Raw genomic sequence first — 12,375 nt, forward strand, 5'->3', positions numbered from 1 at the left:
CTTCGCCTTCCACGTCGGCTTCGGCCCGGACCACTCGATGTACGTCGGGGACGACCCGAGCGCCGGCGCGACCGCGTTCAACGGACGCTACTTCCGGGTCGGGCCCAACGCCCCCGCAGACGCCCAAGGCTCACCCGGGGTCCCGGCGGACATCCCCCCGCTGCCGACCCCCTTCAACGGCGCGCTTTACGGCGGCGCGTTCGGGACCGACACCGCCCCGGCCGGGTACACCGACCCGACCCTGCCGGGCAACGGCGTCTGGCTGCCCGGCGCCCTGGGCGGACACCTGTGGACCGCTGACTCGATCAACGGCCTGTGCCGGATGGACGTCCCGGCCGGCCTGACGCTGACCCACGAGAACGTCAGCACCTGCAAGGTCGGCGCCACCGCCGGCGGCCTGCTCAAGCCCGAGCAGTCCTCCTACGACGCCGCCAGCCATTTCCTCTACGTCGCCGACGGCGGCTCCAAGAGCGTCGGCGTGGTGCGGTTCAGCTTCGACCCGGTCACCGAGACCCTGTCCACCCCCCAGGTGATCGCCGCCGCGCTGGTCGGGACCGGCCTCGGCCTGGACGGACAGCGCGCCGACGCGGTCGCCCGGGACCCGCTCACCGACGCGCTGTACGTCGGCTTCCGGACCCGCAAGATCGGCGCCAGCACCCAGATCGCCCGGGTGAACAACGCCTCCGCGCCCAACACCACCACCCAAGGCGTGGACTTCCTCGCCAACACCACCCGCGACGTGCCGGTCTTCGGGCTCGGCATCGTGGTCAACCCCGCTGCCGGCGGATTCCCGGCCACCGCCGACCTGTACGTCGGTGACAACAAGGGCGTGGACACCCTGTACAACGTGGGCGCCTGCGTCCCCGGCGGCTGTTCCCCGATCCTGCTGCTCAACACCCGCGGGCCCAAGGGATTCGCCACCGATGGCATCGACCACCTGTGGCTGTCCTCCCCGCCCCCGCCCGGGACGGCCAGCAGCACCACCACCGTCCAGCAGTACACCATCAGCACCGGCACCCTGGCACCGTTCACCGCGATCGGGGTCAACCCCGACGCCACCCAGCAGCCCTACGCCTACGCGTTCGGTCTGACCCTGGACCCCGCCGGCAACGTCTACGTCTCGGACAACCCGAACGTGCTGGCGCCGCCGAACAACCTGGCCCACGTGTGGAAGGTCAACGTCGGCGCCACCGGGCCGGCCCAGCCCGCGCTGACCGGCAGGCCCGGCAACCCGAGCAACAACCCCAGCCCCACCTTCGCGTTCGCGTCCGTGACCGCAGGCGTGACCTACCAGTGCTCGCTGGTGAAGACCACAACACCGGCCACCGCGGACGCCTTCGCCGCCTGCACCTCCGGGCAGGCGTTCGGGCCCCTGGCTGACGGCGCGTGGACGTTCAAGGTCCGTGCCATCGACGGCGCCGGGACGACCAGCACGGCCGCGGCCTACGGCTTCACCATCGACACGGTGGTCCCCGTGGTGACCATCACCTCCTCGCCGGCCAGCCCGACCACGGTGCACACCCCCTCGTTCACCTTCACCTCATCCAAGCCGGCGTCCACCACGTTCAAGTGCTCGCTGAGCACCGGCGCGCCGGCCTACACGACCTGCGGCTCGCCGCAGACCTACACCGCCCAGGCCGACGGCACCTACACCTTCTCGGTGCAAGGCGTCGACCTGGCCGGCAACTCCAGCGCCCCCGCCAACACCACCCTCACCATCGCCACCGCCGGCAATTACCTTGCACTGCCGCCGTCCCGGGTGCTGGACACCCGGACAGGTAACGGTGCACCGGCCGCCGCGGTGGCCCCAGCCGGGACCGTCCACCTTCAGGTGCTCGGCCGTGGCGGGGTCCCCGCCACCGGCGTCTCGGCGGTCGTGCTGAACGTGACCGTCACCGAGCCAGCCGCGTCGGGGTGGATCACCGCATACCCGAACGGCACGACCATGCCAGTAGCGTCGAACCTGAACTTCCTGGCAGGCCAGACGGTACCGAACCTGGTCGTGGTCCCGGTCGGACCCGACGGGATGGTCGCGTTGACCAACAGCAGCGCCGGCACCGTCCAGCTCATCGCCGACGTCTCCGGCTACTTCACTGGTTAGCTGAACCGACCAGCGGACGCTCGTGACAGGGCGGCGGGCTGAATACGAGAAGAACCTCCGAGTCGAGACGGGGAGCCAGCTGACAGCCCACATCCCGGCTCGGAGGCCTTCAGCCCCTCCTGGAGCGCCCGCACACAGACCGGTGGACCCGGCGGCCCCCTCACCGGCCGCCGGGTCCGCCTTGCAAACCCCCTTGGGCGTCATCCCGTGGCCTCGCCATCGCCAACGACGGCCAGGATCGTGTAATCGAGTGGCGTTTCGCGCTTACTACCGGGCGCACTGAGCAAGCGCTGCCGCCGTGAGCGCAAGACGATCAGGCCGTCAGCGGTCCTCAGGAGTGAGCTCGGCGGCGACCCACTGGGCGACGTCGGGGGGTAGGGCGCCGGGAGCGCCAGGACGAGGTGCCCGAAGCCCGCCGCGACCGCCGGCCGCGGCGGTCGCGTCCCGAGTCGCACGCGGCTGGTCGTAGGCGACCGAGAGGACGAGCGAGCGGGTGATCGCGGCTGGGTCGCGGCCGATCTCGGTGCACAGCCGGTCCAACAGTGCGCTACGTCTGATGGGCGTCGCCGAGGTCGTCGCCGGGGTAGTTCCACACGTCGGCGCGCTCGGCGACCATCCGCAACGTGGCCGCGGAGCGTCCGCCGATCAGGACCGGCGGGTGGGACAACGGTGGCCCGACACGATCCTGACAACCTGCAGGTCAGCGGCACGATGATCCGACAGATCACGCGGAACCTACATCTACATCCTGATCATTGGACTCTCAACCTGCAGGGTTCCGAGTCCACAACCTGACAACACATCGGGGGCAGGGCGCGTATGAGCGGGCAACGAGTCGCCTACACGCGGGTATGCACAAATCACAAGTCGCGTGATGTGTCAGGTGGCTTCCCAGGGGTTGATCAGGTCTATGCCCGTGCCGGCGAAGTCGGCGGTGTTCCTGGATGCCAGACTGGCTTGGTGCTGGCGAGAGATGGCCGCGATCTGGGCGTCGACGGCGCTGATCGTGCGACCCGCGCGGGTGCGGGCGGCGAGGATGTCTGCGTAGTGGTGGAGTAGTCGATGTCGAAGGCCAGCACGTAGCCGGCGAAGGTTTCGGTGAGCAGCTCTTCCATCCGTGGCCCGATCTCGCGCTTCCTTCGTCCGCCCGGCAGCAGGGCCACGCCGGCGCGTACCTCGGCCGCGGTGAGCGCGGTGATCATCAGGTCGGCCGAGTCGTGGGCATCGACCCAGTCGACCACGGTCGGGCTTGGGCTGGGCCTGGCAAGTTCGGACACGACGTTGGTGTCCAGCACGATCACCCGGCGATCACACGCTGAGGTCTGCGGCGCAGGCAGGCTCTTGGCTACGTGCAGTGTCCAGGTCGACCCCGCCGATGTCGGCGAACCGCTTGGCGATGTAGGAGCCCAGTCCACGCGGCGGTCGCCGGCCGCTCAGCGCGGCGGCCAGCAGCACTCTGGCTTCTGCTTCCATGGAACGGCCGTGCTCGGCGGCCTGAACGCGAAGACGTGCCTTCACGTCCTGGTCCAGACCGCGGATCGTTAGGGTAGCCATCGAGCGCTCCTCCATTCAATTGCTTGCAATGCAATCAGTGCAGCGGTCGAACGTCAGAGCTGTCGGACGGGGCTCGCCTTCCCCGATGAGGTGGCCATCGGGATGGCTGAGATCGCCGAGGAGATGCTTGAGGGCCTGCTCGCCGTCGGCGCCGGCGCCGGCTTGCAGGTGATGAAGGCCAATGAGCGACCCCGCTCCAGTTGAGGGGATGCGTGGGGTCGCGCGCCGCCGGTTGCGACCCCGAGGTTCACGGAGAGGCCCACCCGTGGGGGAATGTCAATGGCCAAACGGAGCTGGGCAGTGACGGTCGTGGGATCTGCCCGCTCTCGTTCGCAAGGGGGGACCCCCGGTCAGCGTCGGCCGAAGACGGAACGCACCGTCCGGCCGACCATCGCCAGGGCGATCGCGGCAGTGGCGCCGAGCACGGCGCCGGCCGTCAGCGACGCCCGGTCGCTGGTCCGCTCCCCGAAGGTCGGTATGCCGGCCACCGCTCGGGCGCGCTCGTCCGTGAGGTCGCTGTCCGCGGTCCGCCCGGCACGACCCGCGACACGACTCGCGGCACGACCCCCGGCATGACCCCCGGCCGCCGTCAGACCGGTCGGATGCCCGGCGGCCGCCGCAGGTTGGACGCGGTGCCCGCGCACCTCGTCGTCGGAGACCGACACGCCGCTCGCGGACTTCAGGCCGGGGAGGTTGTCCTCGACGTCGTTGGCCGTCCACGCAGCCGAGAGGAGGATCAGCTTGGCGATGAGGTTGAGCCAGAAGAGCAGGCCGATGACGAGGACGAGGGAGCCGAAGAGGGGGTTCTTGGTCGCGTTCCCGATGAGCTGGACCCCGAAGACCTTGAGGACGGTCAGGCCGACGCCGCCGACGATCGCTCCCTGGCGGACGTCCTGCCACGGCAAGGGGACGCCGGACAGGACCCGCAGCAGCAGGACCATGACGCCGACGTCGACGGCGAACCCCACGACGAGGCCGACGAGCGTGACCAGGATGGTGTTCTCCCCGAGGCCGACGGCCCGCGACAGCCCACCGGCTCCGGCGCCGAGGACGCTCGTGACGACCGCCGACACCAGCACGCCCGCCCCGAGGGTGACGAGCACGCCGAGGTCTCGCAGCTTGTCGGTGATGAGGTTGCCGGGCGACCCCGGCGCGCCGAAGAGCGACCGGATGCCGTCGCGCATCGCACCGATCCAGCCGACGCCGGACAGGACCAGGCCCACGAGGGCGATCAGCCCGCCGAGGGTGAGCACGGAGACCGCGGGCGCCTTGAGCTCGACGAGACCCTCGGGTCGGGCGGGTGACTTGATGAAGCCGGGCAGGGTCTTGTTGAGCGAGTCCCCCACGGCCGCGAGCAGCTGCGGGTTGTTGCGCAGGACGAACCCGAAGACGACGGCCGCGATGGCGACCGCGGGGAAGATCGAGAAGAACCCGTAGAACGCGATGCCGGACGCGAGCAGGTTGCCGCGGGAGTCACCGAAGCGCTTCCACGCCCGCCAGGCCTTGGTCTGCTGGATCCGGTTCCACAGCTGCATCATGGACGGGGCTTCTCTCTGAGGGTGAACTCGCGGGCCGGGGTCCACGTGCCTTCGTCGTCCTGCGCGTAGAGGTGGAAGCTGTGCACGTCGAACGTCGCTTCGTAGCACGCAAGGTCGTCGAACGCGCGGTCCAGGCTGGCATCGTCGACGTCGTGCGCGACGGTGACGTGGGGGTGGTAGGGGAATGCACCGTCCCGTGACCACCGTCCCGACCGGATCCTGCTCTCGAGCTGCTCGCAGTCGGAGATGCCGCGGGCGACCTGGACGAAGACGACGTCCGAGACCGGCCGGAAGGTCCCCGTGCCCCGCAGGACCATCGTGAACGGCTCGGTCGACTGCGCGGCCAGCTGGAGGTGGTCGATGAGCTCGGGGAGGTCGGCCGGGGCCACGGGGGTTGGCCCCAGGAGGGTCACGTGCGTCGGGATCGCCTGCGCCTGCGGGTCGCCGAAGGAGGCCCGACGGTGCTGGAGCTGGTCACCGAAAGGCGCCGGCACGAGGATGGAGACCCCCATTACGACGGCGTCGTGGGTCGCGGCGACCGCAGCGTCAGGCATGGCCGCCATTCTGTCAGTGCCATCGGCCCCCGGCCCAAACCGGGCACCGCGGTGCGTGGCGTTACGGTGGCCGGGTGCCAGCCGCAGCCGCCGCCGAAGGTTTCCACCGCCTCAGGGGCAGCGCCCCAGAGGGGGTGTGGTCCGCGCCGGGACGGGTCAACCTCATCGGGGAGCACACTGACTACAACGGCGGTCTGGCCCTGCCGATCGCCCTGCCACAACGCACGTATGCCGCGGTGCGGCTGCGCGACGACGGTCACCTGAGGGTGAGCAGCGACGTCGCCGGCGGGGACGTCGTCGACGTCGCCGTCGCCGACATCACGCCCGACCTCCCGGGCGGATGGGCGTCCTACGTCGCCGGGGTCTGGTGGGCCGTGCACCGCTCGGGGCAGGACGTCCCCGGCGCTGACGTGCACCTCGTCAGCGACGTCCCCGTCGGCGCGGGGCTCTCGAGCTCGGCGGCCCTCGAGTGCTGTGTCGCGGCCAGTCTCTCGGACCTGCTCGGGCTCGGACTGCTCGAGCATGACGACGGTCGGGCCCGGCTGGCGGCCTGGTGCCAGGAGGCGGAGAACGTCATTGCCGGGGCGCCGACGGGAGGCATGGACCAGGCGATCTCGATGCGGGCGATCGAGGCCCACGCCGCCCTGCTCGACTGCCGCAGCGGCGGCGTCGAGCAGGTGCCCTTCGACCTCACCGCCCGCGCGCTCGCGCTCCTCGTCGTCGACACCCGGGCCGAGCACGCCCTCGTGGACGGGCAGTATGCCGCCCGTCGGCGCAGCTGCGAGCGCGCCGCCGCGAGCCTCGGGGTGGCGACGTTGCGCGACGTCCCGGTGACCGGTCTGGATGACGCGCTGGCCCGGCTCGGGGACGCCGTCACCCGGGCGCGGGTGCGGCACGTCGTCACCGAGATCGACAGGGTCACCCGGTGCGTCACCGCGCTGCGTGCCGGCGACGTCGACGAGGTCGGCCGGCTCTTCGTCGCCTCGCACACCTCGTTGCGCGACGACTACGAAGTCTCCTGCCGCGAGCTCGACCTCGCCGTCGACACGGCGCTGGACCAGGGCGCGCTCGGAGCGCGGATGACCGGCGGGGGGTTCGGGGGGTCGGCCATTGCCCTCGTCCGCTCCGACGACGTGGAGCGCGTGAGCGCCGCGGTGACCGAGGCCTTCAACCGGGCGGGACTGCGTGAGCCGGGCTGCTTCGCTGTGACTGCCGGCCCCGCCGCTGGACGCGACGCCTGACCGGCCGCCACGGCATACCCGTGCTTGCAGCCTGGCCGCATCCCACTGGATGCGACGCCTCAGGGTGCTGATGTGGGTGACCCCCCGCAGCGGCCGAGGGAGCCTGCGCCAGCAGGCACCCATCATGCATGCGAGGACGGACGAGTGCAGATGGAGATCGCTGGCGACGTCGCTGAGGTGGTCGATCACAGCGGCGGGCAGGCGCAAGGAGGTGGTCGCCATGGGCTGCTGGTCGACCCACTGGCCGTCCTCCATCTCGGGGCTGGTGTCGTATAAGTCGGCCAGCTGGTCGGGAGAGCGAGGGAGGTGTTCCGTGCGCTTGGTCATGGTCATCGCGCCGGCGGACCAGTCGCTGTCGTGGACTGCCTTGGACACACCGCCCGGCAGTCGGCCTGGCCGCGGGCACCTTACGAGATCCTCACGGACGGGCGGTGTCAGGTCCGCGGCCGACGGTGCGCCGCTAGGCTCCCCGGTGCCGGGCGGCCGGCGCACCCGGTGGCCGACACCGCGTCCCGGGCCCACGGTCAGGCGGAGGGGAGCACCATGAGCAGGCCCCTGCGCACTGTCCTGTTCAGCGCGCTCATCGTCGGGGTCGCCGCCCGCTACGTCCTCGGCCTGGCGACCGGGTCCATGGGGGACTTTCTCGTCTACCGGCAGGCCGGCACCGCGGTCCAGGGACCGGGCTCGCTCTACGCGTCGGTCGGCCTGCCCTTCACCTATCCCCCGTTCGCTGCTCTGGTCTACACCCCGTTTGCGGGCCTCAGCACCGGGTGGGCACGCTGGCTGCACACCGCGGTCGGTGCGGCGCTGCTGGTCTGGGTGCTGGTCGCGCTCGGCAGACGCCTCCGGGTCCCGCTGCCCCTGGTCGTCGCCACCGCGCTGACGATGCCGTTCATCCGCTCGCTCCAGCTGGGCCAGGTCAACCCGCTCGTCTTCGCCCTGCTCGTCACGGACTGGGTCGTGCTCAGCCGCCGGGCGGGGATCCTCACCGGCCTCGCGGCGGGGCTCAAGGTGACGCCGGCCGCGTTCGGCCTCGTCGCCCTCCTGCGCCGGGACTGGCGCGCCGCATCGGCGGCAGCGCTGGCCTTCTGCGTCACCGTGGGCCTCGGCGCCCTGTTGCGACCGCAGGACACCTGGGCCTTCTGGACGAGCTACCTCTGGGACCCCATGCGCGTGGGCGGTCTGGGCTATGCCGACAACCAGTCGCTCGAGGGTGCCCTGCTCAGGCTCGGGGTCACCGGCGTCGGCCCGTATGCCGTGGCCGCCGCGGCGACGCTCGGCGTCGGTCTGCTCGCGGGCTGGCGACAGACCCGGGCAGGCGATCGGGTGGGGGCCCTCATCGCGGTCGGGGCCCTGGGTGCGCTGGTCTCGCCGATCTCCTGGAGCCACCACTGGCTCTGGACACCGGTGTTCGCCTGGTGGCTCTGGCGCGCGGGACGGCGCCCGGCGGCCGTGATGGTCACCGCCGTGGCCAGCATCGCGCCCGTCTGGACCGCCGAGCGGCTCATCGCCGTCGGCGTCCAGCCGGGCCTGCTCTACGCCGTGCTGACGTCACCCTTCGTCATCATCGGCCTCGTCTCACTGGTCGCGCTGTGCCGTCCCCCCGGGCCGTCGTCGACCCGTGAGCCGTCGACGGCATCCCGCGCTGGCGAACCGATCCCCATCAGCCGAGCCCCGTTGTACCACAGCACTGCCCGCAGCCAGTCGTCGCCGAGCTCCAGCCGCTCCAGCGCCTCGAGCTGGTGGGCGTAGGCGTAGGGGATGTTCGGGAAGTCCGACCCGAGGACGACCTTGTCCCCCAGGTCGGCGAGTCGCGGCACGTAGTCCCTGGGCAGGGGCGCGATCTGCTCGACGTAGTCCGTGCCGGCCATCGTCGTGTCAAGGTGGACGCCGGCGAACTCCTGCGCCAGGTCGGCGAACTCGTGGTATTCGTTCATGCCCAGGTGAGCGATGACCAGGACGAGCCGCGGGTGTCGCCGCAGCAGCGCCCGGACCGGCTCAGGACCGGTGAACTCACCCGGCTTCGGCGCCGACCCGGCATGGAGCACGACTGGCACCTGGGCGTCCTCCAGGACGCCCCAGGCCGGGGTCAGCTGCTCATCGTCCGGCGTGAAGACCCCGACCTGGACGTGCATCTTGAACAGCCTCGCGCCGCCCTCGACGGCCGCGCGCACGTAGTCACCAACGCCCTCCTCGGGGTAGAGGGTCGCGGAGTGGACCGCCTCGGGCACCCGCTGGGCGAAGTCGGTGCACCAGTCGTTGAGCCACGGAGCCATCCCCGGCTTGTGAGGGTAGGCCAGGGAGGGGATCGCACGGACTCCGAGCTGGCGCAGCGTCTCCAACCGCTCGGGCTCGCTCAGGCGGTAGTGGATCGGCCAGGCCAGGCCGTAGTTGCGCTCGGCCTCGTCGAAGTAGGCCCACACCTTCGCGAGCATCGGCGGTGGCAGGAAGTGGATGTGGATGTCGGCCAGCCCGGGCAGCCCCAGGCCGCGCCAGTATGCCGGGACGTCCCCGTCCGTCGCCGGCCCCCGGGGCGTGCGAGTCTGCGTCATGCGCCCGATCGTACGAGGCGCCCTCGGATGCACGCGGTCAGGGACGGGACAGCTCGTCGACGAGCGGGATGACGTCGGCGATGGAGTCGACGACCATGGTCGGCCGGTAGGGGAAGCGGTCGACCTGCTCCACCCGGGTCGACCCGGTGAGGACGAGCACCGTCCGCAGGCCCGCCTCGAGGCCGCTGACGATGTCCGTGTCCATCCGGTCCCCGATCATCGCCGTGGTCTCGGAGTGGGCGTCGATCCGGTTGAGGGCGCTGCGCATCATCAGCGGGTTGGGCTTGCCCACGAAGTAGGGCTCGCGTCCGGTGGCCCGGGTGATCAGGGCGGCGACGGCGCCCGTCGCCGGCAGCAGCCCGTCCGGCGACGGCCCCGAGGGGTCGGGGTTGGTTGCGATGAACCGGGCCCCGTCGTCGATGAGCCGGATCGCCTTGGTGATCGCCTCGAAGGAGTAGGTCCGGGTCTCACCGAGGACGACGTAGTCGGGGTCACGCTCGGTCAGGGTGTAGCCCACCTCGTGGAGGGCCGTCGTCATGCCCGCCTCCCCGACGACGTAGGCGGAGCCGCCCGGCCGCTGGTCGGCGAGGAAGTCCGCGGTCGCGAGCGCCGACGTCCAGATGACCTCCTCGGGGATGTCGATCCCGCTGCGGGACAGGCGCGCCCGCAGGTCACGCGGGGTGTAGATCGAGTTGTTCGTCAGGACGAGGAAGCGCCGTTCCAGGGCGACCAGCCGCTCGATGAAGTCGCTCGCCCCCGGGATCGCCCGCTCCTCGTGCACGAGCACGCCGTCCATGTCCGTGAGCCAGCACTCGACCGGCTTGCGATCCGTCATGCGCCCATCCTTGCAGCCGCCGACCGCCATTGCCGCGCAGCCGCAGAGCCGTTCAGCCGGACGGCGGCGTGTAGGCAGGCACGTTCGCCGCGATGACGTGCTGGCGGATGTCGAACACGTTGGGGTCCTTGCGGTCCGCGGTGATCGAGACCCAGTGGTTCTGGTCCTCGCCGAAGCCGGTGACGCGGGTGAAGTTCTCGATCGTGTTGGGGCCGGCCAGGCCCGCCGCGTTGGTCGTGGCATAGTCCGTGAGCGGCTTGTCGACGGTGAAGTGGTGGCTGTCGCCGTTGACGAGCAGCACCTGGCCCGGGAAGGCCACCGTCTGTCGGAACAGCTCCTTCTTGGTGTCCTCGAAGTGCGTCACGCTCGCTGTCGGGTCCCACATGTCGGCCTGGATGAAGACCGCGATCCCGGTGCTGCCCTTGGCCTTGGCGGCGGCGAAGCCCTGCCGGAGCCACTCGAGGTTGGCGGCGTTCCGCGCGGCATACTCCGCCTGGCTCTCGGCCGCCGGGCCGTCCTTGCCGCCGGTGGAGAAGTTGTTGTCGCTGCCGGGGACGTTGAGGCCGACGTAGGTAATGCCCTTGGTCTCCCACCGCACGTTCTCGGGATAGGCAGCCGACTGACGCGTGAGGGTCATCGTGCGCTGTCCGAGGCTCTGGTCCGTCGGGTAGGACAGCGTCCTGAGGTAGGCGAGCCGGTCGCTGGAGTCGGAGACGGCACCACCGGCGATGCTCGTGCGGTCGCAGTCGGTCCACTCGTTGTCGCCGGGCACGTAGACCAGGGGTGCCCTGAGCGAGTGGAAGTCTTTCAGCGCCGCTTTGTAGACGTCGGGGTGCGCGGCGTCGGCGACGGCCTTCTCCGGAGTCGGGTTCGCGGGGTTGCTCGGGTGCGGGTCTGCAAAACACGCCTCCCTGCCGTTCTTCGTGTCGCCCACGAAGACCGAGAAGTCCAGCCCGCTCCTGTTCATGTCCGTGAGGACGCTCGGGAAGTGCGCCCGCCCGTAGTCGCCGTAGGGCATGTCGCCGAAGACGCCGATCTGCACCACGCGGGAGGAGTCAGTGTCGTCGCGGCCGTGCTGGCCGGACTGGTCGCCATCTGCGGCCGCCCGCAGCGGACCGGTGGCGGCGACGGCTACGACGAGGGTGAGCGCCGAGATCACGGTGATGGTGCGGGACGCACGCATGGGGGTCCTCCTGGGCAGAAAGGGTCGAGCCCGCGACGTTAGGCCCGGCGCAGCAAACGGCGAGCGACCTCCAGGTGAACCCTCTGCCCCGCATGTCATCCGAAGCGGCTGAGCGGGGACACAGCTCGACACGAGTGGCGGTGGAGCGGCTCACCGCTAACATTCAGAGCAATACTGTTGATTCTGGACACCGTCACCGACGAAAGTGGGACCTTGTGGAACTGCGGGACTACCTGCGCGTGCTGCGCAAGCGGTGGCTGGTCATCGTCGTGGTCACCCTGGTCACCCTGGGCGTCGCGGCGCTCGCGACGGTCCTCAGCCCGAAGGTCTACTCCGCCCAGACACAGTTCTTCGTCTCGACCTCCGGCAGTGACAACAACGCCGGCCAGCTGCTCCAGGGCAACACCTTCACCCAGCAGCGGGTCAAGTCCTACGCCCAGCTCCTGGAGACCCCGAAGGTCCTCTCGCCCGTCATCGACAAGCTCAAGCTCAACGAGACACCCGACCAGCTGGCGACCCGGGTGACGGCGACCGTGCCCCTGGACACGGTGCTCATCGAGGTCACGGTCACCGACGGCAACCCCGACCAGGCCGCCCTCATCGCGAAGGCGCTCGGGGAGCAGTTCCCCGCAACCATCGACGAGCTGGAGAAGGTCGCCGCCGGCCAACCGAGCCCGGTCAAGGTCACCCTGGTGCGTGAGCCCCAGGCAAACACCAGCCCGATCAGCCCCAAACCCCTGCGCAACCTCGCCCTCGGGCTCGTCCTCGGGCTGCTGCTCGGCTTCGGCGTGGCCCTGCTGCGTGATCTGCTCGACAC

10 protein-coding genes and 1 pseudogene are annotated in these 12,375 nt (G+C 70.7%); 4 read left to right on the forward strand and 7 right to left on the reverse strand.

The window, feature by feature from the left end; genetic code table 11:
• Positions 1–2,101: hypothetical protein (locus ACLL9L_RS09640; protein WP_411284434.1), on the forward strand; the 2,101-nt coding region annotated here is incomplete at its 5' end.
• Positions 2,102–3,009: 908 nt separating this feature from the next.
• Here the strand turns inward: ACLL9L_RS09640 and ACLL9L_RS09645 are convergent.
• The 4 genes from ACLL9L_RS09645 to ACLL9L_RS09660 all read right to left on the reverse strand — a co-directional run bounded on the left by ACLL9L_RS09645 (position 3,010) and on the right by ACLL9L_RS09660 (position 5,747).
• A complete protein-coding gene (locus ACLL9L_RS09645) occupies positions 3,010–3,402 on the reverse strand; it encodes a PIN domain-containing protein (protein ID WP_411284435.1) in 393 nt (130 codons plus the stop codon).
• A 7-nt stretch (positions 3,403–3,409) separates the two neighbouring features.
• Positions 3,410–3,655, reverse strand: a complete 246-nt coding sequence (locus tag ACLL9L_RS09650) for a FitA-like ribbon-helix-helix domain-containing protein (protein WP_411284436.1) — start codon at positions 3,653–3,655, stop codon at positions 3,410–3,412.
• A 350-nt stretch (positions 3,656–4,005) separates the two neighbouring features.
• Positions 4,006–5,193 (reverse strand): YihY/virulence factor BrkB family protein, encoded by a 1,188-nt coding sequence (locus ACLL9L_RS09655; protein WP_411284437.1) that lies wholly within the window; start codon positions 5,191–5,193, stop codon positions 4,006–4,008.
• Complete coding sequence (locus tag ACLL9L_RS09660) at positions 5,190–5,747, reverse strand: 2'-5' RNA ligase family protein (RefSeq protein WP_411284438.1); 558 nt, start codon at positions 5,745–5,747, stop codon at positions 5,190–5,192. Before ACLL9L_RS09660 ends, ACLL9L_RS09655 begins: the two co-directional genes overlap by 4 nt.
• Positions 5,748–5,821: 74 nt before the next feature.
• On the opposite strand from ACLL9L_RS09660, the gene galK reads away from it, so the two are divergent.
• Together galK and ACLL9L_RS09670 are read left to right on the forward strand one after the other, a co-directional pair.
• Positions 5,822–6,988: a galactokinase gene (galK, locus tag ACLL9L_RS09665; RefSeq protein WP_411284439.1), complete on the forward strand. Its 1,167-nt coding sequence runs from the start codon at positions 5,822–5,824 to the stop codon at positions 6,986–6,988.
• Positions 6,989–7,618: 630 nt separating this feature from the next.
• Positions 7,619–8,350: pseudogene (locus tag ACLL9L_RS09670) on the forward strand (glycosyltransferase 87 family protein); the annotation flags it as partial.
• A gap of 173 nt (positions 8,351–8,523) precedes the next feature.
• Here ACLL9L_RS09670 and ACLL9L_RS09675 read toward each other — a convergent pair.
• Genes ACLL9L_RS09675 through ACLL9L_RS09685 form a run of 3 tightly spaced genes read right to left on the reverse strand, consistent with a single transcriptional unit; the run spans position 8,524 to position 11,558 of the window.
• Entirely contained in the window at positions 8,524–9,540 is a 1,017-nt protein-coding gene (locus ACLL9L_RS09675) for an amidohydrolase family protein (RefSeq protein WP_411284440.1), read from the reverse strand.
• A 37-nt stretch (positions 9,541–9,577) separates the two neighbouring features.
• Positions 9,578–10,375: an HAD-IIA family hydrolase gene (locus tag ACLL9L_RS09680; RefSeq protein WP_411284441.1), complete on the reverse strand. Its 798-nt coding sequence runs from the start codon at positions 10,373–10,375 to the stop codon at positions 9,578–9,580.
• A 52-nt stretch (positions 10,376–10,427) separates the two neighbouring features.
• The gene (locus tag ACLL9L_RS09685) at positions 10,428–11,558 is read right to left on the reverse strand and encodes a hypothetical protein (RefSeq protein WP_411284442.1); all 1,131 of its coding nucleotides are present in this window, start codon (positions 11,556–11,558) and stop codon (positions 10,428–10,430) included.
• A gap of 215 nt (positions 11,559–11,773) precedes the next feature.
• On the opposite strand from ACLL9L_RS09685, the gene ACLL9L_RS09690 reads away from it, so the two are divergent.
• A partial coding sequence (locus ACLL9L_RS09690) for a YveK family protein (RefSeq protein WP_411284443.1) occupies positions 11,774–12,375 on the forward strand: 602 nt, incomplete at its 3' end.

It is taken from the genome of Lapillicoccus sp. (assembly GCF_046595215.1).
Lineage (GTDB): Bacteria > Actinomycetota > Actinomycetes > Actinomycetales > Dermatophilaceae > Lapillicoccus.